Origin of the sequence: Streptomyces sp. NPDC005195 (genome assembly GCF_040608315.1) — a bacterium.
In the GTDB taxonomy this organism is placed as follows: Bacteria; Actinomycetota; Actinomycetes; order Streptomycetales; family Streptomycetaceae; genus Streptomyces; species Streptomyces kaempferi.
Genome location: NZ_JBEXHZ010000019.1, coordinates 18,604 through 38,299, shown reverse-complemented (window position 1 = coordinate 38,299; position 19,696 = coordinate 18,604). Strand labels below are relative to the sequence as shown.

15 protein-coding genes are annotated in these 19,696 nt (G+C 74.2%); 2 read left to right on the top strand and 13 right to left on the bottom strand.

Features of this window, described 5'->3' with window-relative positions:
- Positions 1–128: 128 nt before the first annotated feature.
- A complete protein-coding gene (locus ABZV34_RS20685) occupies positions 129–1,055 on the top strand; it encodes an SCO1860 family LAETG-anchored protein (RefSeq protein WP_356278411.1) in 927 nt (308 codons plus the stop codon).
- A gap of 244 nt (positions 1,056–1,299) precedes the next feature.
- Here the strand turns inward: ABZV34_RS20685 and cobC are convergent, their stop codons facing one another.
- The 6 genes from cobC to cobM are packed head-to-tail and all read right to left on the bottom strand — an operon-like array spanning position 1,300 to position 7,773.
- Entirely contained in the window at positions 1,300–2,406 is a 1,107-nt protein-coding gene (cobC, locus tag ABZV34_RS20680) for an Rv2231c family pyridoxal phosphate-dependent protein CobC (RefSeq protein WP_356278408.1), read from the bottom strand.
- Complete coding sequence (locus ABZV34_RS20675; protein ID WP_356278406.1) at positions 2,396–3,343, bottom strand: sirohydrochlorin chelatase; 948 nt, start codon at positions 3,341–3,343, stop codon at positions 2,396–2,398. Before ABZV34_RS20675 ends, cobC begins: the two co-directional genes overlap by 11 nt.
- Positions 3,340–3,951 (bottom strand): precorrin-8X methylmutase, encoded by a 612-nt coding sequence (locus ABZV34_RS20670; RefSeq protein ID WP_356278403.1) that lies wholly within the window; start codon positions 3,949–3,951, stop codon positions 3,340–3,342. Before ABZV34_RS20670 ends, ABZV34_RS20675 begins: the two co-directional genes overlap by 4 nt.
- Positions 3,948–5,666 carry a precorrin-3B C(17)-methyltransferase gene (cobJ, locus tag ABZV34_RS20665; protein WP_356278401.1) on the bottom strand — a complete coding sequence of 573 codons (1,719 nt, stop codon included), beginning with the start codon at positions 5,664–5,666 and terminating at the stop codon, positions 3,948–3,950. The genes ABZV34_RS20670 and cobJ overlap by 4 nt, the downstream gene beginning before the upstream one ends.
- The gene (gene cbiE / locus ABZV34_RS20660) at positions 5,663–6,952 is read right to left on the bottom strand and encodes a precorrin-6y C5,15-methyltransferase (decarboxylating) subunit CbiE (protein WP_356278399.1); all 1,290 of its coding nucleotides are present in this window, start codon (positions 6,950–6,952) and stop codon (positions 5,663–5,665) included. The genes cobJ and cbiE overlap by 4 nt, the downstream gene beginning before the upstream one ends.
- Positions 6,949–7,773 (bottom strand): precorrin-4 C(11)-methyltransferase, encoded by an 825-nt coding sequence (gene cobM, locus ABZV34_RS20655; protein WP_356278396.1) that lies wholly within the window; start codon positions 7,771–7,773, stop codon positions 6,949–6,951. Before cobM ends, cbiE begins: the two co-directional genes overlap by 4 nt.
- A gap of 118 nt (positions 7,774–7,891) precedes the next feature.
- On the opposite strand from cobM, the gene ABZV34_RS20650 reads away from it, so the two are divergent.
- Positions 7,892–8,626 carry a ZIP family metal transporter gene (locus ABZV34_RS20650; RefSeq protein ID WP_356278394.1) on the top strand — a complete coding sequence of 245 codons (735 nt, stop codon included), beginning with the start codon at positions 7,892–7,894 and terminating at the stop codon, positions 8,624–8,626.
- Between the two features lie 11 nt (positions 8,627–8,637).
- Here ABZV34_RS20650 and cobI read toward each other — a convergent pair whose 3' ends face one another.
- The 7 genes from cobI to ABZV34_RS20615 are packed head-to-tail and all read right to left on the bottom strand — an operon-like array spanning position 8,638 to position 19,593.
- On the bottom strand, positions 8,638–9,369 hold the full coding sequence (gene cobI, locus ABZV34_RS20645; RefSeq protein ID WP_356278391.1) for a precorrin-2 C(20)-methyltransferase: 732 nt from the start codon (positions 9,367–9,369) through the stop codon (positions 8,638–8,640).
- Complete coding sequence (locus ABZV34_RS20640; protein WP_356278388.1) at positions 9,366–10,817, bottom strand: cobyrinate a,c-diamide synthase; 1,452 nt, start codon at positions 10,815–10,817, stop codon at positions 9,366–9,368. The genes cobI and ABZV34_RS20640 overlap by 4 nt, the downstream gene beginning before the upstream one ends.
- Positions 10,811–11,419, bottom strand: coding sequence for a cob(I)yrinic acid a,c-diamide adenosyltransferase (gene cobO, locus ABZV34_RS20635; protein WP_356278386.1), 609 nt, complete (start codon positions 11,417–11,419; stop codon positions 10,811–10,813). Before cobO ends, ABZV34_RS20640 begins: the two co-directional genes overlap by 7 nt.
- A complete protein-coding gene (locus tag ABZV34_RS20630; RefSeq protein ID WP_356278383.1) occupies positions 11,419–13,455 on the bottom strand; it encodes a putative cobaltochelatase in 2,037 nt (678 codons plus the stop codon). Before ABZV34_RS20630 ends, cobO begins: the two co-directional genes overlap by 1 nt.
- Complete coding sequence (gene cobN, locus ABZV34_RS20625) at positions 13,452–17,120, bottom strand: cobaltochelatase subunit CobN (RefSeq protein WP_356278380.1); 3,669 nt, start codon at positions 17,118–17,120, stop codon at positions 13,452–13,454. Before cobN ends, ABZV34_RS20630 begins: the two co-directional genes overlap by 4 nt.
- Positions 17,117–18,625: a cobyric acid synthase gene (locus ABZV34_RS20620; RefSeq protein ID WP_356278378.1), complete on the bottom strand. Its 1,509-nt coding sequence runs from the start codon at positions 18,623–18,625 to the stop codon at positions 17,117–17,119. Before ABZV34_RS20620 ends, cobN begins: the two co-directional genes overlap by 4 nt.
- Entirely contained in the window at positions 18,622–19,593 is a 972-nt protein-coding gene (locus ABZV34_RS20615; RefSeq protein WP_356278375.1) for a cobalamin biosynthesis protein, read from the bottom strand. The genes ABZV34_RS20620 and ABZV34_RS20615 overlap by 4 nt, the downstream gene beginning before the upstream one ends.
- Positions 19,594–19,696 lie beyond the last annotated feature (103 nt).

The window sequence follows — 19,696 nt, the reverse complement described above, 5'->3', positions numbered from 1 at the left end:
TGCCGTGGGATTCGAATGGATTCACGGATGCGCCACGTTGGAGTGAAGTCACGTCAGGTCGCTGACCGTTCACTCTTAGTACGTAATTCTTTCCGGGTCCCAAGCTTTCTCTCCTGGGGGTCCCACCCTTGAACACCCACTACTTCCGCATGCCCGCACGCCGGTTCACCGCCACCGCGGCGGCCACCGTCCTCGCCGCCGGTCCGGTGGCGCTGGTCGGTGCGGGCTCCGCGCACGCCACCGGCGCGCAGGGCCGGGCGAGCGCCGTCGTCCTGCGCACCGGGCTCGACGTGTCCCTGCTCAACAAGACGGTGAACGTCCCGCTCGCCGTCTCCCTCAACGAGGTGCAGGCGCCGCGGAGCGCCGAAAGCACCGCGCTGACAGCCCGGCTGGACGGTGTCGCCGGCGGCCGTCCCTTCAGCGTGCTGCGCGCGGAGGCCGCCACCGCGAAGGCGACGGTGTCGCCGACGAAGGCCGAGGCGTCCACGAACCTCGCGCACGCCAGAGTCCATGTTCCCGGGCTTCCGCTGCTCTCCCTGGTCGAGATCTCCCAGGTCACCTCCACGGCGACCTGTGAGGCGGGCCGGAAGCCGGTCGCCTCGACGAACGTGGTGGGCGCGGTGGCGGTCCTCGGCAAGAAGATCACCGTCACGGCGGGCGGCCCGACGGAGGTGAAGGTGCCGGGGGTCGGCGAGGTCCGTATCGACTTCTCCAAGGCGCAGACCTCGTCGCGAACGGCGGCCGCGTCCGCGCTCGTCCTCAAGGTGTCCATCAACCCGTTGAAGCTGAACGTGGCCGAGGTGGAGGGGACGCTGACCCTCGCGGGCGTCTCGTGCGAGGCTCCGGCGGCGCCGGTGCGGGAGAGCGGCGGTGCCGCGCCCGTGTCCGAGGTGACGCCGCAGGGCGCGGCGGCGCAGGCGCCCGCGCCGGCGAAGGCGGGGCTGGCCGAGACCGGGGGGTCGTCGGCGACGCCCTATGCCGTCGGGGCCGGGGTGGTGCTGCTGGCCGCGGGTGCGGGAGCGATCGCCCTGGGCCGGCGCCGCACGCGTCCCTGACACCGGGGTCCTCGCCGGGTGCGGTGAGTGGGGGCTGGTCGCGCAGTTCCCCGCGCCCCTGAGGGCATGGCCGTGCCCGGCGTCATCAGTGCGGGGACTTTCGGCGCGGGCTCGCCTGTCCAGCCCGTCCGGCGTTTGAGGACGAGCCCTTCGGGCGTTCGGGGGTCTGGGGGCGGAGCCCCCAGGTACGGGGTGGGTCGGGTAGGGGCGGCGGGGGCGAAAGGAACCCCTGCCGCCCCCCGTCTCAGCTCCCCGCCGCCGCCATCGCCCGGTCCAGCGCCTGCAGGAACCCGTTGACGGTGGTCCGGTCGCGAACCGCCAGGCGGAGCCACTCCTCCCCGAGCCCCGGGAACGTGTCCCCGCGCCGCACCGCGAACCCCAGGCCGCGCAGCCGGTCCCGTACCGCCGCCGCCCGGGGCAGCCGCACCAGGACGAACGGACCGTCCGCGGGCTCCACGACCCGCAGCCCGTCCGGTTCGAACTCCCGCAGACCCGCCACCAGATGGGCCCGGTCCGCGGCGACCCGCCGGGCGGCGTGGCCCGCCTCCGCAAGCGCCCGGGGTGACACGCAGGCCTCGGCCGCGGCGAGCGCGGGCGTGGAGACCGGCCACAGCGGCTGCGCCCGCGACAGCTCCGCGATCGTCCCGGGATCGGCGAGGACGTAGCCGATCCGCAGTCCGGCCAGCCCCCACGTCTTCGTGAGGCTGCGCAGCACGACAAGGCCGGGCACGTCCGTCCGCCCGGCGAGCGCGTCGCGTTCCCCCGGCACCGCGTCCATGAACGCCTCGTCCACGACCAACGTCCGTCCGGGCCGGGCGAGTTCCACGAGGGACGCGGCGGGGTGCAGTACCGACGTCGGGTTGGTCGGATTCCCGACCACGACGAGGTCCGCGTCCTCGGGCACCGCCCCCGGATCGAGCCGGAAGCCGTCCTCCTCGCGCAGCAGTACACGGCCGACGGCGTGGCCCGCGTCCCGCAGAGCCGCCTCCGGCTCGGTGAACTGCGGGTGCACCACCATGGGCTGACGGATCTTCAGGCCTCGGGCGACCAGCACGAAGGCCTCGGCGGCGCCCGCGGTCAGCAGCACCCGCTCCACCGGCAGCCCGTGCCGCGCCGCCACCGCGGCCCGCGCGGCCCGCCCGTCCGGATACGCGGCCAGCCCGCCCAGCGAGGCGGCGATCCGCTCCCGCAGCCACACCGGAGGCGTGTCCGCGCGGACGTTCACCGCGAGGTCGGTGAGCGCCGGACCGCCGTCCCGCACCTCGGCGTCGCCGTGGTGCCGCAGATCGTGTCCGTCGGCCCCGGCGGTGTCCCCGTCGCGCCCGGGGTACCCGGCGTCGTCAGTGCGCATGGGAGGGGGAGTGCGCGGGACCCCCGTGGTGGCCCTCGTGGTGGTGACCGTCGTGGTGGTGGCCGTCGTCGTCCGGATGGAAGTGCGGCTGCTGGGGGAGTCCCACCTTGTCCTCGAAACCGGGCAGCGCGATGCGGTAGACGCAGGAGTCGCAGTTCATCCGCAGATCACCCCGCACGGCCTCCCGGTACCGCTCCATGACCAGGTCGAGCAGCTCCGGCTCCGGACCGATGACGTCGGCCGAACGCACCTCGACGTCGGGGTGCGCCGCCGCCCAGCCCTCGGTCTGCTGCCGTACCCGCTCCGGCAGGATGCCCGTGAAGAGGAAGTAGGGCAGGACGACGATCCGGCGGGCGCCCAGGCGCACACAGCGGTCCAGGCCCGACGGCACGTCCGGCGCGGCCAGCGACACGAACGCCGTCTCCACCCCGGCGTACCCGCGTCCCTCCCACAGCAGCCGCGCCGCCTTGTGCACCTCGGCGTTGGCGTCCGGGTCGGTGGAGCCACGCCCGACGAGCAGCACGGTGACGTCGGCCCGGTCCGCGGGGGTGCGGACGGTGCCGCCGAGGACCTCGTCGAGCCGCCGCTCCAGGACCGCGAGCAGCGACGGGTGGGGGCCCAGCGGACGCCCGTACGTGTAGGAGATCCCGGGGTGCCGCTCCTTCTCGCGGGCCAGCGCGGCCGGGATGTCGCCCTTGGCGTGCCCGGCGGACACCAGCATCAGCGGTACGGCGGCGAACCGCCGTACACCCTGGTCCACCAGCTCGCCCACCGCTTCGGCGAGCGGGGGCGGCGACAGCTCGATGAAGCCGCCGGCGACGGGCAGTTCGGGATGACGGCTTCCCAACTCCCGTACGAAGGAACGGAAGGCCTCGGCTCCGGCCGCGTCCCGGGTGCCGTGGCCGGCGATGAGCAGGGCGGGGGGCGGGGTGATCACGGTTTCTCCTTCGGTACGGGGTGGTACAGCAGGGCGTTGAGCGCGGCGGCGGCGACCGCCGAACCGCCCTTCTCGGACACGTTGCTGACAGCGGGCAGGCCGCTCTCGCGCAGCGCGGCCTTGGACTCGGCCGCGCCGACGAAGCCGACGGGCAGACCGATGACGAGCGCCGGATCGGCGTGCAGGGTGAGGAGTTCCTCCAGGGCGGTCGGCGCGCAGCCGATCACCCAGAGCGCGCCGGGCCCGACGTCTTCGTACGCGAGCCGGATCGCGTGGGCCGAACGGGTCAGCCCCGGGCCGGACGTGGCGTCCCGGAGACGGCAGACGGTGGCGCGACGGGTGATGCCCGCCGCGACCATCTCCACGTCCACCACGACCGGTGCCCCGGCGTGCAGCGCGGTGTGCGCCCTCGCCAGGGCGTTCTCGTCGGTGACGAGGTCGCCCGCGTAGTCGAGGTCCGCCGCGGAGTGGACGACCCGCTCGACGACGGCACGTGTCAGCGGCGGGAGGTGCGAGGTGTCCAGGCGGGCGCGCAGCCGCCGGAAGGACTCCTGCTCGATGGGGTGGACGACCCGGGGCTCCGGGAAGACCTGGCTCGCTCGGCTCACTTGGGCTCCTCCTGCCAGCGGTAGCCGCGGGGCGTCACCATGCGCCCGGCGATCTCGCGGGTCGCCGTGTTGCCCACGGTCACGACGGTCATCATGTCCACCGTCGCGGGATCGAGTCCCGCGAGAGTGGTGAGGCGGCTGCTCCCGTCGGGGCGCGAGGCGTTGCGGACGACGCCCACCGGCGTCGTCGGCTCCCGGTGCCCGGAGAGGATCGCGAGCGCCTTCGGGAGCTGCCAGTCGCGGCCCCGGCTGCGGGGGTTGTAGAACGTCACGACGATATCGGCCTCGGCCGCCGCCCGTACCCGCCGTTCGATGACCTCCCACGGAGTGTGGAGGTCGGAGAGGCTGATGGAGACGTGGTCGTGGCCGAGGGGCGCGCCGAGGAGCGCCGCCGCCGCGAGCGCGGCGGTCACCCCGGGCACCCCGACCACGTCGATGTCGTCGGACGCCTCGGCCAGCGCGGGGGAGGCCATCGCGTAGACGCCCGCGTCCCCGCTGCCGATCAGCGCGACGGCCTGCCCGCGCCGGGCCTCGGACACCGCCGTGCGCGCCCGCTCCTCCTCGGCGCCGAGCCCCGACTCCAGGATCCGGGTGCCGGGCCGCAGCAGATCGCGGATCTGGTCGACGTACTGGTCGAGCCCGACGAGCACCGAGGCCCGCCGCAGCTCCTCCCTGGCCCGGGGGGTGAGCAGGTCACGGGCGCCGGGTCCGAGGCCGACCACCGCCAGCCGGCCGCGCGCCGGGCGGCGTACGACCGCGCAGGTGGCCATGGCGGGCCGCCCGTCCGCGCGGGCCGACTTCCGCTTGGGGACCAGGAGTTCACCGCCGCGCAGCAGGGCCGCGGCCTCCGCCACGGACGGGGTGCCCAGAGCGGCGAGCGGTGCGCCGGAAGGGTTCGGCACGTCGACCGCCGCCAACTCCCCGGCGGTGTACGTGACCAGGGGCACCCCGAGCCGCTCGGCGGCCCCGACGATGCCGGGCTCCTCCGCCTTGGCGTCGACGGTGGCCAGCTCGGCGACGGACCGCGCGGACAGCCCGGCGTCGCGCAGGGCGTCCTCGACGAGCCCGAGCACCTCGTCCACGGGGGCGCCCTTCGAGGCGCCCACGCCGACGACGAGGGAGGGCGGCCGGAGGATCACCAGGCGCTCGGCGGGTGCGACCACCCGGTCGGTGACCCGGACCGTGCAATCGCCCCGAGCCGCGAGCGGCAGCGCGGGCAACGGCCAGGGCAACTCGGCGTCCAGCGCGACGGGCTCGCCGTCCAGCAGGGCCCGGGTCACCCCCGCGACGTCCCCCTCCACGGGGAGGCCCAGCGTGTCCAGTCCCGGCATCCCCACCGCGTCCGTGGCCGTCGTCACCACGGGCTCGGCGCCGAGCAACTCGCCCACCTCGCGCGCCAGTTCGTTCGCCCCGCCGCCGTGCCCCCCGACGAGGGACACGGCGAACCGTCCGGCCTCGTCGACACACACGACACCGGGGTCGGTCGTCTTGTCGCCCAGCAGCGGCGCGACCAGCCGCACCACCGCGCCGGTGGCGAGGAAGCACACCAGCTGGTCGCACTCCACGAAGGCGCGCCGCACGGCGTCCCCGACGGACGCGGTATCCCCGCCGGTCCCGCCGGACCCGTCGTACACGCGGGTACGGGCGGGCCAGGCGGCGGCCAGCCGGTCGCGGGCAGCCGCGCCCGCCGCCGTGGCGGAAATCAGGCCGATCACTGGGGGACTCCTTCGGTACGGGCCGGAGGCCGGACGCCCCACAGCAGGAAGACGGGATTGGTCGCCGCCAGCCGGGTGACGTTCCCCGGCAGCGGCGCGAGCCGGGAGGACTGCAGGAGCACGCCGTCGCAGGCGAACCCGGCGGCGTCGAGCGCGTCCCGGGCCGCCGGGACCCGGTCCAGCGCGGCCATGGCGACGACGACGGCCCGCCGGGCGCGCCGCGCGCAGACCGTCACGATGGCGGGCAGCTCCCGCCCGCCACCGCCGATGAAGACGGCGTCCGGATCCTCCAGATCGGACAGCACGGTGGGCGCCGCCCCGTGCACGACCCGCACGTCGACCCCGTGCGCCCCGGCATTGGCCCGGATCCGGTCGCAGCCGTCCCGCGTCTTCTCGATCGCGGTGACGGCGGCACCGAACCGCGCGCACTCGACGGCGACGGACCCGGAGCCCGCCCCGACGTCCCAGACCAGGTCTCCGAGGCGCGGCCCGAGCCGGGCCAGCGCGAGCGCCCGTACCTCGAACTTGCTGATCATCGAGTCGCGGTGCGCGAACTCGCTCTCGTCCAGCGCCCACCGGTCGGGCCCGGCGGCCGGCCCCGCCACCGTCCGCACGGGAGCGAGGACACGCGACTCGTCCAAGCACAGGACGACGCTGACCGCCGTACCCCAGTCGCGGGCCGCGGCCTCGGCGGGCGTGACCCGCTCCACGCGTTCGCGCGCGGGGTCGCCGAGGGCGCTCGCCACGACGAGGACGCGCGCGCCGGAGCGGTGGGTGAGCGCGGCGCCGAGTTCGGCGGGACCGGAACCGGGCCCGGTCAGCACGGCCACCTTCGGGTGGGACCGGCAGACGTGTGCGGCCGTACGCAGGTCACGCCCGTGGGCGCTCACCACCACCGCGTCGTCCCAGGGCAGCCCGAGCCGCGCGAAGGCGGTCGCGACGGACGAGACACCGGGCCGGACGTCCAGCCGCTCCGGCCCGAACCGTTCGGCCAGCGCCCGTACGATCCCGAAGAACCCGGGGTCGCCGGAGGCGAGCACGACGACCCGGCCGCCCTCAGCGTCTTCCGCGCCTTCCTTCTGGTTCTCCTCCGCCTTCGCCACGTACCGCTCGACGGTGTCGAGGGCGGGGGCGAGCGGGCCGAGGACGACCTGTTCGGCGCCCGCGGGCAGCCGCGCGGCCGCCAGATGGCGCCGGGCCCCCACGACCAGCCCGGCCCGCGCCACGGCGGCCTCGGCGTCCGGTGGCAGCGGTGCCCCCGTCCCCGTACCGACGACGGTGATCACGACGTACTGCCGCGCCGCGCCGCACGCAGCTCCGCGCGGGCCTGCGGGTCGGCCTTGCGGAAGCCGTGGAAGTGACCGGGGTGGTAGAGGTGCGAGCGGGTGCCGCTCGCGTCGAGCGCGGGACCGACCAGGAACAGCGTGTGCTTCCAGAGCTTGTGCTCCTTGACCGTCTCCTCCAGCGTCCCGATCGTGCACCGGACGATCAGCTCCTCCGGCCAGGTCGCCTGGTAGGCGACCACGACCGGCGTCGAGGTCGGATAGCCGCCCTCCAGCAGCTCCCTCACCAGCTGGCCGCTGCGGGCCGCCGACAGGAACAGCGCCATGGTCGTCCCGTGCCGGGCGAACTCCCGCACCTCCTCCCCGGGCGGCATCGGCGTCTTGCCGCCGCCGAGCCGGGTGAGGATCACGGACTGCGCGACCTCGGGAATCGTCAGCTCGCGCCGGGCGAGCGCGGCCACCGCGGAGAAGGAGGAGACACCGGGCACGATCTCGGTCTCGACGTCCAGGTCCGCGCACCGGTCGAGCTGCTCCTGCGTGCCGCCCCACAGGGCCGGGTCGCCGGAGTGGATACGGGCCACCCTCAGGCCCTCGCGGGCGGCGCGCTCGTACACGGCCACGACGTCCTCCAGGGACATCGTCGCCGAGTCCAGGATCTCCGCACCCTCGCGCGCGTGTTCGAGGACCTCGGCCTGTACCAGGCTGGCCGCCCAGATCACGACGTCGGCCTCGGTGATGGCGCGCGCGGCGCGGAACGTCAGCAGGTCGGCGGCGCCGGGGCCCGCCCCGACGAAGGTCACCTTGCCGGTGGGGGCATCGGCCATGGGAATCGGTCCTCTCCTACGGAAACTCGGGTGCTGCGAAAAGATTTCGGTAGCCGGATCGGTGGCTACCCGCCCGTTGGACATGCGCGACCGGGGCCTGATCGGATAGCAAGGGCCTATGGCGGTCCTCGTCGCGCTCGGCGCGTTCCTGATGACGCTGGCCGGCGGCTGGACGGCACAGCGGGTGACCGACCGCCGTCATCTGGTGCTCGGCCTGGCCGGCGGGCTGATGCTGGGCGTGGTCGGCCTGGACCTGCTGCCGGAGGCGCTGCGCACCGCGGGCGGCAAGGTCTTCGGCGTACCGGCCGCGCTGCTGCTGTTCGTCGCCGGATTCCTCCTCGCCCATCTGGTGGAACGGCTGCTGGCCGCCCGGCAGGCCGCGCACGGCGGCGAGGAGTGCGCCGGCCGGGCGCCGGAGGTGGGCCTGACGGCCGCCGCCGCGATGGTCGGCCACAGCGCCATGGACGGCGTCGCGATCGGCGCCGCGTTCCAGGTGGGCGGTGGCATGGGCCTGGCGGTCGCCCTCGCGGTGGTCGCCCACGACTTCGCGGACGGCTTCAACACGTACACGATCACGAGCCTGTACGGGAACGCGCGCCGCAAGGCGATCACGATGCTCTTCGCCGACGCGGCGGCCCCGGTCGTCGGCGCCACCTCCACGCTCTTCGTCACCATCCCGGTGCACCTGCTCGGCGGCTATCTCGGCCTCTTCGGCGGCGTCCTGCTGTACCTCGCGGCCGCCGAGATCCTGCCCGAGGCGCACCACGAGCACCCGGCCCGCTCGACCCTGCTGTTCACGGTCGCCGGCGCGGCCTTCATCTGGCTGGTGGTGGGCCTCGCCGGAACCGGGTGATCTCCCGCGGCTCACAGCTTCCCGCCGCGTCCGCCGTCCCGCCGGGCGGGCGCGATGAGCGTGGAGAGGTACGGCAGAGGCTCGCCGTCGAGGTCGGCGGCGGGCCGGATGGACTCGCCCTCCAGACCGAGCGCCGAACCCCACACCGCGTCGTCGATCCGCCCGGTCTCCCGCAGCGCGTGGGCGACCTCGTGCGCCTGCCGTCCGAACTTGTACGCGACGACCGTGCCGGGCCCGCTCAGGGCGTCCTTGAGCACGGCGGCACCGGCCGTCACCGGCACCAGGGTGAGCGGCTCGGTGCCCTCGGTGAGCACGGCCCCCGAGCGGGCGGCGAGGTCCTGCATCGCGGTGATGCCGGGCACGGTCTCGATCTCCGTCCCCGGTACCAGCGCGCCGATGGTGTGCGCGAGGTAGGTGAAGGTCGAGTACACGTTGGGGTCGCCGATGGTCGCGAAGGCGACGGTCGTGTGCCGCTCCAGCAGCTCCGCGACCCGCGCGCCCGCGGCGTCCCAGGCGGCCTCGCGGCGCGCCCGGTCGGTCCGCTCGTTGAGCGCGAACACGATCCGCAGGACCTTCTCCGCGGGCACGTAGTGCAGCACGGTCGCCTCGGCGCGCCCGCGTTCCCCGGTGTCCATGACGGGCACCACGACCACCTCGGCGGCACGCAGCGCGTTGACACCCTTGACGGTCACCAGCTCCGGGTCTCCCGGGCCGACGCCGACTCCGATCAGCTTGCTGCTCATGACGTCAGGCACCTCTCCACGAACCGACGGGCGACACCGGGCACGGACGCCCAGTGCGTGTGCAGATAACTCGCGTGCACGCCTTGCTGCACGAAACCCTCGACGCGCGGGCGGGGGGCACGCACCCCCCAGGCGGGGGCCGCCCCGGCGCCGGGCTCCACGACCGTCCGGTGGAACTCGTGCCCGCGCATCCGGGTACCGGCCGCGGCGAGCACGCTGTCGGACACGGCCACGGCGTCCCGGTAGCCCAGGGTGAGCCGCTCGTCCATGCGGGCCGTGACGTCGAGCACCCCGCACATGGGCTGTCCGTCGAGCTCGCGCGAGAGATACAGCAGGCCGGCACACTCGGCGGCGACGGGCGCGCCGCCGAACGCCAGCTCGGCCACGGCCTTGCGCAACGGCTCGTTGGCGGACAACTCGGGCGCGTACACCTCGGGGAAGCCCCCGCCGATCACCAACCCACGTGTCCCCTCCGGCAGTTGCTCGTCCCGAAGCGGATCGAAGGTGACGACGTCGGCCCCCGCGGCGGTGAGCAGCTCGGCGTGCTCGGCATAGGAGAAGGTGAAAGCGGGGCCACCGGCGAGGGCGACGGTCTTCGGGCCGCCCGGTCCCAGCCCGTCCGGCGTGTGCGGACGAGGCCGTGCAGACCGAGAGCGGGGGTCCGGGGGCGCGGCTCCCAGGGCCGGGGAGGGAAGGGCCGGCGGGGGAACAACGGCCTCGGCCGCGTCCCAGGCCGCGCCGGTCAACTCACCCGCACCGCGGGCCAACGCGAACAACGCGTCCAGATCGCACCCGTGCCGCACCTGCTCGGCCATCGCCCGCACGGCGTCCACGGCGTCCGCGCGCCGCTCGGCGACGGGCACCAGCCCCAGGTGCCGGGACGGCGTGTCCACCCGCGGGGCACGCCGCAGGGCGCCGAGGACCGGCACCCCGGACGCGTCCAGCGCCTCCCGCAGCATCTCCTCGTGCCGGTCGGACCCCACCTTGTTGAGGATCACCCCCGCGACCCGCACCCCGGGATCCCAGGAGGCGAACCCGTGCACCAGCGCGGCCACGGACCGCGACTGCGACGAGGCGTCGACCACCAGCACCACCGGCGCCCGCAGCAGCTTCGCCACCTGGGCCGTGGACGCCAGCTCCCCCTGCCCGGCCGCCCCGTCGTACAGCCCCATCACACCCTCGACGACGGCGAGATCGCACCCCCGCGCGCCGTGCGCGAACAGCGGCGCGATCAACTCCGTACCGCACAGGTACGCGTCGAGGTTGCGCCCCGCACGTCCGGTCGCGAGCGTGTGGTAGCCGGGGTCGATGTAGTCGGGCCCCACCTTGTGCGGGGACACGGCGAGCCCCCGCGCGGTGAAGGCCGCCATCAGCCCCGTGGCGACGGTGGTCTTGCCGCTGCCCGAGGAGGGCGCGGCGATGACCAGCCGGGGGACGGACCTCACCACTCGATGCCCCTCTGGCCCTTCTGGCCGGCGTCCATCGGATGCTTGACCTTCGACATGTCGGTCACCAGATCCGCGGCCCCGACCAGCTTCTCGGGGGCGTTGCGTCCGGTGATCACGACATGCTGGGTCCCGGGCCGCTCCCGCAGGACCGAGACCACCTCGTCCACGTCCACCCACCCCCAGTGCAGGGGGTACGCGAACTCGTCGAGGACGTACAGCCGGTACGTCTCTGCCGCGAGGTCCCGCTTGACCTGCTCCCAGCCCTCCCGGGCCTTCTCCTCGTTGGTCGAGTTGTCACCCTGGATGCCGCGCTGCACCCAGGACCAGCCCTCGCCCATCTTGTGCCAGTCGACGGACCCGCCCTCACCGCTGGCGCCCAGCACCCGCAGCGCGTTCTCCTCGCCGACCTTCCACTTCGCCGACTTGACGAACTGGAACACCCCGATGGGCCACCCCTGGTTCCAGGCGCGCAGCGCGAGCCCGAAGGCGGCGGTGGACTTCCCCTTGCCCACGCCCGTGTGCACCACGAGCAGCGGACGGTTGCGCCGCTGACGTGTCGTCAGTCCGTCGTCCGGTACGACACTCGGCTGCCCCTGCGGCATTACGCGGCCCTCCTCGAAGTTCCCTGCACCTCGCGCACGAGCCCGGCGATGGAGTCGGCGCGCAGCTCGTCCAACGTCACGGCGGTCCCGCCCAGTTCGTCCGCGAGCCGTCCCGCGAGGCCCAGCCGCACCGGCCCGGTCTCGCAGTCGACGACCACGGACGCGAGCCCGTCGGCCGCGAACAGCCGCGCGGCGCGCCCCGCGAGCGCGACCGGTTCGGGGCCGCCCGTGGCCCGGCCGTCGGTGACCACGACGACCAGGGGCCGGCGCGCCGCGTCCCGCAGCCGCTCGACCCGCAGCACCTCGTGCGCGCGCAGCAGCCCGGCCGCCAGCGGCGTCCGCCCGCCCGTGGGCAGCGACTCCAGCCGCGCGGCGGCCGCATCCACCGAGGACGTGGGCGGCAGCGCGACCTCGGCGGCGGAGCCCCGGAAGGTCACCAGACCGACCTTGTCCCGCCGCTGGTAGGCGTCGAGCAGCAGCGACAGCACCGCACCCTTCACGGCGCCCATCCGCTGCCGCGCCGCCATCGACCCGGAGGCGTCCACCACGAACAGCACGAGGTTGCCCTCCCGCCCCTCACGGGTGGCCTGGCGCAGATCGTCCCGCCGTACGACCAGACCGGGCCCCGAGCGTCCGCGTGCCCGCTGGTGCGGCGCCGCCGCCCGTACGGTCGCCGCCAGGTGCAGCTTGGTGAGCGTGCCCCGGGGCCGCCGCGACCCGGTCGTCCGGCCGTGCTCGGTCCGCGCCCGGGAACGCCGGCCGGCCGCGCCCTCACCCAGACCGGGCACGCTCAGCATCTTCGTCCGGAAGGGCTCGGCGGCCCGCACCGGGGACTGCTCACCGGCGCCCTGCCCGGCCGGCGCACGTCCGTCCTGCGAGGGCTCGCCCTGTGCCGGGACGTCACCGGAGGGTGCGTCGCCCTCCGGCCCGTCGTCCTGCGGAGGCTGCCCGCCCCCGCCGGGACCGTCCGGGTCAGGGTCGGGTTCCGTGTCGGGGTCGGGGTCGGGTTCGGGATCGTCGTCGGAGCCGCCGAACTCCTCCAGCGTCTCGTCGAGTTTGTCCTCGTCGAGCCCCGGAGCGTCGAAGGGGTTGCGCCGGCGCCGGTGCGGCAGCGCGAGCAGCGCCGCCTGCCGTACGTCCTCGGGCAGCACCTCGGTGCGCCCCGCCCAGGCGGCCAGCGCGGTCGCGGTCCGGGCCATCACGATGTCGGCCCGCATACCGTCCACCTCGAACGCGGCACAGGTCGCCGCGATCTGGCGCAGCGCCGCGTCCCCGAGCCGCACCGACGGCAACAGCCCGCGCGCCGCCGCGATCCGCGCCCGTACCGCGGACTCCTCGTCGGCCCACCGCGCGGCGAAACCGTCCGGATCGTCGTCGTAGGCGAGCCTGCGCCGGACGACCTCGACCCGCTGGTCGGGTTCCCGGGAGGCCGCGACCTCGACGGTCAGCCCGAACCGGTCGAGCAACTGCGGCCGCAGCTCGCCCTCTTCGGGGTTCATGGTCCCGACCAGCAGGAAGCGGGCCGCGTGCCGGACCGAGACGCCCTCCCGCTCGACGTACGAGGCACCCATCGCCGCCGCGTCCAGCAGCAGGTCGACCAGGTGGTCGTGGAGGAGGTTGACCTCGTCCACGTACAGGATCCCGCGGTGCGCGTCGGCCAGCAGGCCCGGCTCGAAGGCCTTCACGCCCTCCGAGAGCGCCCGCTCGATGTCGAGCGCGCCGACGAGCCGGTCCTCGGAGGCACCGACGGGCAGCTCGACCGTACGGGCCGGCCGGGACAGGTACGGGCCGCCGTCGTGCGGCCCGTCCGGGCACGCGGGATCCGGTGCGTCGGGATCGCACGAGAAGCGGCACCCGGCGACGACGTCCACCTCCGGCATGAGCACGGACAGCGCGCGCACGGCCGTCGACTTGGCGGTGCCCTTCTCGCCGCGGACCAGCACACCGCCCACCGCCGGCGAGACGGCGTTCAGCAGCAGCGCGAGCCGCAGGTCGTCCTGGCCGACCACGGCCGTGAACGGGAACGGGGTACTCACTGGTCGTCGCCCTCCAAGTCGCCTTCGAGCTCCAGATAGGTGGCGCGCAGCCGCTCCAGCGTGTCCGCGTCCGGCTCGGCCCACAGCCCCCGGTCGGCGGCCTCCAGCAGCCGTTCGGTGATCCCGCGCAGCGCCCACGGGTTGGACTTCTTCATGAAGTCCTGGTTCTCCGCGTCGAAGACGTACTCCGCGCTGAGCTTCTCGTACATCCAGTCGTCCACGACCCCGGCCGTGGCGTCGTAGCCGAAGAGGTAGTCGACGGTCGCCGCCATCTCGAAGGCCCCCTTGTAGCCGTGCCGGCGCATCGCCGCCATCCAGCGCGGGTTGACCACCCGGGCGCGGAAGACACGGTGCGTCTCCTCCCCGAGCGTGCGGGTCCTCACCTGGTCGGGCACGGCCGAGTCACCGACGTACGCCTCCGGGCTCGCGCCCGTCAGATGGCGCACCATGGCCACCATGCCACCGTGGTACTGGAAGTAGTCGTCCGCGTCGACGAGGTCGTGCTCGCGGGTGTCGACGTTCTTCGCCGCCACCGCGATGCGCCGGAACGCGGTCTCCATGTCGCCGCGCGCCGCCCGGCCGTCCAGACCCCGCCCGTAGGCGTAGCCGCCCCACACCGCGTACACCTCGGCGAGGTCGGCGTCGGAGCGCCAGTTGCGGGCGTCGATCAGCGGCAGCAGACCGGCCCCGTAGGCACCCGGCTTGGAGCCGAAGATGCGCGAGGTGGCGCGCCGCCGGTCGCCGTGCGCGGCGGTGTCCTCGTCGGCGTGCGCGCGGACGTAGTTGACGTCTGCGGCCTCGTCCAGCTCGGCCACCGCCCGCACCGCGTCGTCGATGAGACCGACCACGTGCGGGAACGCGTCCCGGAAGAAGCCGGAGATGCGCACCGTGACGTCGATGCGCGGCCGGCCCAGTTCCTCGGGGGGGACGATCTCGAAACCGGTCACCCGGCGCGAGGCGTCGTCCCAGACCGGGCGGCAGCCCAGCAGCGCCAGGATCTCCGCGATGTCGTCGCCCTGGGTGCGCATCGCGGACGTGCCCCAGACCGTCAGACCGACGGACTTCGGGTACGCGCCGGTGTCCTGCAGATACCGCTGTACCAGCGAGTCGGCGAGCGACTGCCCGACCTCCCAACTCAGCCTGGACGGAATCGCCTTGGGGTCGACCGAGTAGAAGTTGCGGCCGGTCGGCAGGACGTTCACCAGCCCGCGGGTCGGCGAGCCCGACGGACCTGCCGGGACGTAACCGCCGTCCAGGGCCCGCAGGATGTGGGTGATCTCGTCCGTCGTCCGGGCCAGCCGCGGTACGACCTCGCGGCAGGCGAACTCCAGCACCGCGACGGCGTCCGGGAGTTCGGTGCCCAGCTCCTCACGCACCAGAGCGGGCACGGCCGCGCCGTCCCAGCCGCGTTCCTCCATGCCCTCGGCCGCGCGGCGGCACAGCTGCTCCAGCAGGTCGATCGCGTCGGCGCCCGTCCGCGCCGGGCCTCCGACGAGGTCCGTCAGTTCCGCCGGCACCTTCACCGGCGCGCCGGGCTCGCTCAGCAGCTCCTTCTCGGACAGCCCGAAGTACCCGGCGAGAGCGGCCCGCAGACCCGGCAGCGCGTTCGCGGCACCACCCCACACCTGGGAGGCGCGCAGCACCGCCAGGACCAGGTTGACCCGCGGCTCGGCCTCCGGTCCGCCGCCCAGGATGTGCAGGCCGTCCCTGATCTGCACGTCCTTGATCTCGCAGAGATAGCCGTCGATGTGCATCACGAACGCGTCGAAGTCGCCGTCGTCCGGCTGGTCGTCGACGTGCAGGTCGTGGTGGAGCTCGGCCGCCTTGACGAGCGTCCAGATCTGCGCGCGGACCGCCGGGGCCTTCGTCGGGTCCAGGTCGGAGACGAGGGCGTACTCGTCGAGGAGCTGCTCCAGCTTGGCGAGGTCGCCGTAGGTGTCGGCGCGCGCCATCGGCGGCACCAGGTGGTCGACGACGGTGGCGTGCCCGCGCCGCTTGGCCTGGGTGCCCTCGCCCGGGTCGTTGACGATGAAGGGGTAGACGAGCGGGAGTTCACCGAGCACGGCGTCGGGCGCGCAGCCGCTGCTGAGCCCGAGTCCCTTGCCGGGCAGCCACTCCATCGTGCCGTGCTTGCCCATGTGCACGACGGCGTCCGCGCCGAAGCCGCCCTGGGAGGGCGTCGCCTCCAGCCAGCGGTAGGCGGCCATGTAGTGGTGCGACGGCGGCATGTCCGGGTCGTGGTAGATCGCGATCGGGTTCTCGCCGAAGCCGCGGGGCGGCTGGATCATCACGACGACGTTCCCGAACCGCAGGGACGCCAGGACGATGTCGTCGCCGTCCACGTACAGGTTGCCCGGCGGTTCGCCCCACGCCTCCAGCATGCCGTTGCGCAGCCCGGGGTCGAGCCGGTCGAACCACGCGCGGTAGTCGGCGAGCGGCACCCGCGCCGGTGCGGAGGCGAGTTGCTCCTCGGTGAGCCACTCGACGTCGTGGCCGCCGGCGGCGATGAGACGGTGGATCAACTCGTCGCCGTTGTCCGGGTATTCGGTGAGGGAGTACCCGGCGTCCCGCAGCGCGTCCAGCACCCGTACGGCGGAGGCGGGCGTGTCGAGGCCCACCGCGTTGCCGACCCGTGAGTGCTTGGTCGGATAGGCGGTGAAGACGAGCGCGAGCTTCTTCTCCGCGTTCGGCTTGTGCTTCAACCGGGCGTGCCGTACGGCGATTCCGGCGACGCGCGCGGCCCGTTCGGGATCGGCCACGTACACCGGGACGTCGTCGGGGCCCTGCTCCTTGAAGGAGAACGGCACGGTGATGAGCCGCCCGTCGAACTCCGGGATGGCGACCTGCATCGCCGCGTCCATGGGGGAGAGGGCGGCGTCCGACTCGTCCCAGGCGCGCTTCGACGAGGTCAGACAGAGTCCCTGGAGCACGGGGATGTCGAGGTCGGCCAGCGCGCCGATGTCCCAGGCCTCGTCGTCGCCGCCCGCGGAGGCCTCCGCGGCGTGCGTGCCGCCCGCCGCGAGCACGGTGGCGACCAGCGCGTCGGTCCTGCCGAGGATCTCGTACAGGCCGCTGTCGGCGCCGCGCAGTGAACCGCAGTACACCGCCAGGGCGTTGGCGCCACGTGCCTCGATCGCGTCGCACAGGGTGTCGACGAAGGCCGTGTTGCCGGCCAGGTGGTGGGCGCGGTAGAAGAGCACACCGACGGTCGGGCGGCCCTCGGTGAAGGCACGCTCGCCGTGCACGCCGTACTCGGGCATCGCGCGCGGTTCCTCGAAGCCCTCGCCGGTGAGCAGCACGGTGTCGGAGAGGAAACGGGCCAGTTCGGTGAGGTTCTCCGGGCCGCCCTCGACCAGATAGCGCAGCGCCTCGGCCACCACACCGGCCGGTACCGACGAATCGGCCATCAGCTCGGCGTCGGGGACGGTCTCGCCGCCGAGCAGCACGGTGGGGACACCGGACGCCTTGAGGAAGGCCAGGCCGTCCTCCCAGGCCCGCTTGCCGCCGAGGAGCCGTACGACGGCGAGGTCGGCGCCCTCGACGAGCGCGGGGAGTTCGTCCGTGACGTCCACGCGGGTCGGATTGCCGATCCGGTAGGCGGCGCCGGAGGCACGGGCCGCCAGCAGATCGGTGTCGGCGGTCGACAACAACAACACTGTGCTCATGCGGGCGCTCCCGGTGGAATGAAAGGCAGTCCTTGCGGCGCGCCCGACTCGATGAGCCGCCACAGCGCGTCCGTGTCCGCGTGTTCCTCGATCAGATCGCCGAGCCGGTCCAGCTGCTCCTCGCGCAGCGCCCCGAACGACGTGTCGGCGGCCGGTACGAAGCGGCGGCCCGCGGCGGCCGCCACCTCGCGCAGGAAGGCACGCCGGAAGCCGTCCGACTCCAGCGAGCCGTGCCAGTGGGTACCCCAGACGGCACCCACCCGGCACCCGTCCAAGAAGGGCTCGCCACCGGTGACTTCGGCGACGCCGTGATGGATCTCGTACCCCTCGACGTGTTCCCCGAGCGCCTCGCCGGCCGGGCGGGTGAGGGTCTTCTCGCGCGCGAACCGCACGCGGACGGGGAGGAGTCCGAGCCCGTCGACATGTCCGGCCCGCGACTCGACCTCGTCCTCGATATGGTCCCCGAGGAGCTGGAAGCCGCCACAGATCCCCAGCACCGGGCGGCCCTCGGCGGCCCGCCGGGCGAGCGCGTCCGCGAGGCCCCGCTCGCGCAGCCACGCCAGCGCCTTCACGGTGCCCCGGGTCCCGGGCACGACGACCAGGTCCGCGTCGGCGAGTTCCGCGGCCCGGTCCACGAACCGCACGACGACGCCGGGTTCGGCGGCCAGCGCGTCCACGTCCGTGAAGTTGGACATCAGCGGGACCGCGCAGACCGCGACGCGCAGGACGTCCTCGCCGACGGGCCCGGCGACCGCGGACTCCCGCACGGCACCCCGAAGCGATACACGCAGGCCGTCCTCCTCGTCGATCCCGAGGCCGTGTCGGAAGGGCAGGACCCCGTACGTACGGCGTCCGGTGAGGCCCTTCAGCATGTCGAGTCCGGGTTCCAACAGGCTGACGTCGCCACGGAACTTGTTGACCAGGAACCCGGCGACGAACTCCTGGTCCTCGCGGGACAGCAGCGCGACCGTCCCGAAGAACGAGGCGAACACGCCGCCGCGGTCGATGTCGCCGACGACGAGCACGGGCAGCCGCGCGTTGCGCGCGATCCCCATGTTCACGATGTCGGTCCGCCGCAGATTGATCTCGGCAGGACTGCCGGCCCCCTCACAGATCACCGCGTCATACGTGCCCCGCAACTCGGCGAGGCAGTCCAGCACGGTGCCCAGGAGCTGTCGCTGCCGGCCGCCGTGGTAGCCGCGGGCCGTCATCTCGCCCACCGGCCTGCCCATGAGCACGACCTGACTGCTCCGGTCACTGCCCGGCTTGAGCAGCACGGGGTTCATGAGCGCGGTCGGTTCCACCCGCGCGGCCTGTGCCTGCATGGCCTGCGCGCGCCCGATCTCGGCGCCCTCGCGGGTCACGAAGGAGTTCAGGGACATGTTCTGTGCCTTGAAGGGCGCGACCTTGACGCCCTGGCGCACCAGCCACCGGCAGATCCCGGCGGTCACGACGCTCTTGCCGGCGTCGGAGGTGGTTCCGGCGACGAGGAGACCGCCACTCATGTCGTACGCCCCTTCGTGAGAGGTCCCTTGGCGAGCAGCCGCCCGGCCAGCAGCCGCCCCGCGGCACTCACGCCGAGGGCGAGCCAGCCGACGCGCCGCGACAGCCGTACGGCCCGTTCGATGTCGCCGACGCGCACGGCACGTCCGCCGTCGTTGAGGACGGGCCGGTGCTCGACCCGGCCGCCGTACGAGAGGGTCCCGCCGAGCCGTACCCCGAGTGATCCGGCGAACGAGGCTTCCACGGGCCCGGCGTTGGGGCTCGGATGCCGGTGGGCGTCGGCGCGCCAGGCGCGCACCGCCCCGCGCGGGTCGTCGCCGGCGACGGCGGCGAGCGCCGCGGTCAGCCGTGCTCCCGGCCAGCCCGCGACGTCGTCGAGGCGCGCGGAGGCCCAGCCGTAGCGCAGGTACCTGGCGGATCTGTGCCCGACCATGGCGTCCAGCGTGTTCACGGCGCGGAACGCGACCAGTCCGGGCACACCGCCGACGGCTCCCCACACCAGGGCGCCCACCACGGCGTCGGAGGTGTTCTCGGCGACGGACTCGACGACGGCCCGCGCGATGCCGCCGTGGTCCAGTGCCCGGGGGTCGCGCCCGCACAGGTGCGGCAGCCGCGCGCGGGCGGCCTCGACGTCACCGGAGCCGAGCGCGGCACCGACCGCCCGCGCCTCGCGCCCGAGGGAGGTGCCCCCGACGACGGCCCAAGTGGCGGCGGCCGTCAGGGCGATGGAGGCGGCAGGGGAACGGCGTACGCCACGGCCCGCGAGCGCGGCGAGCGCACCGGCGCCGCCGACACAGACGGTGGTGTGCAGCGCCCCCCAGCCGCGGTGGTCGCGCCACAGCATCCGCTCCACGGCTCCGGCGGTCCGCCCGAACGCGGCGACCGGGTGACCCCGGCGGGGATCGCCGAGCAGCAGGTCGCCGAGGAGGCCGGTGGCGGCGCCGTACGCGAAGACGCGATCGGCACGCACGGGGTCAGCCCGCCGTGGGGTGAAGTGGAACCCTCGTACTCAACAAGACCCGCAACGGGCAGCCGCGCATGGCGATATGTCCTCACTCAGGGTGTCCGCGCCC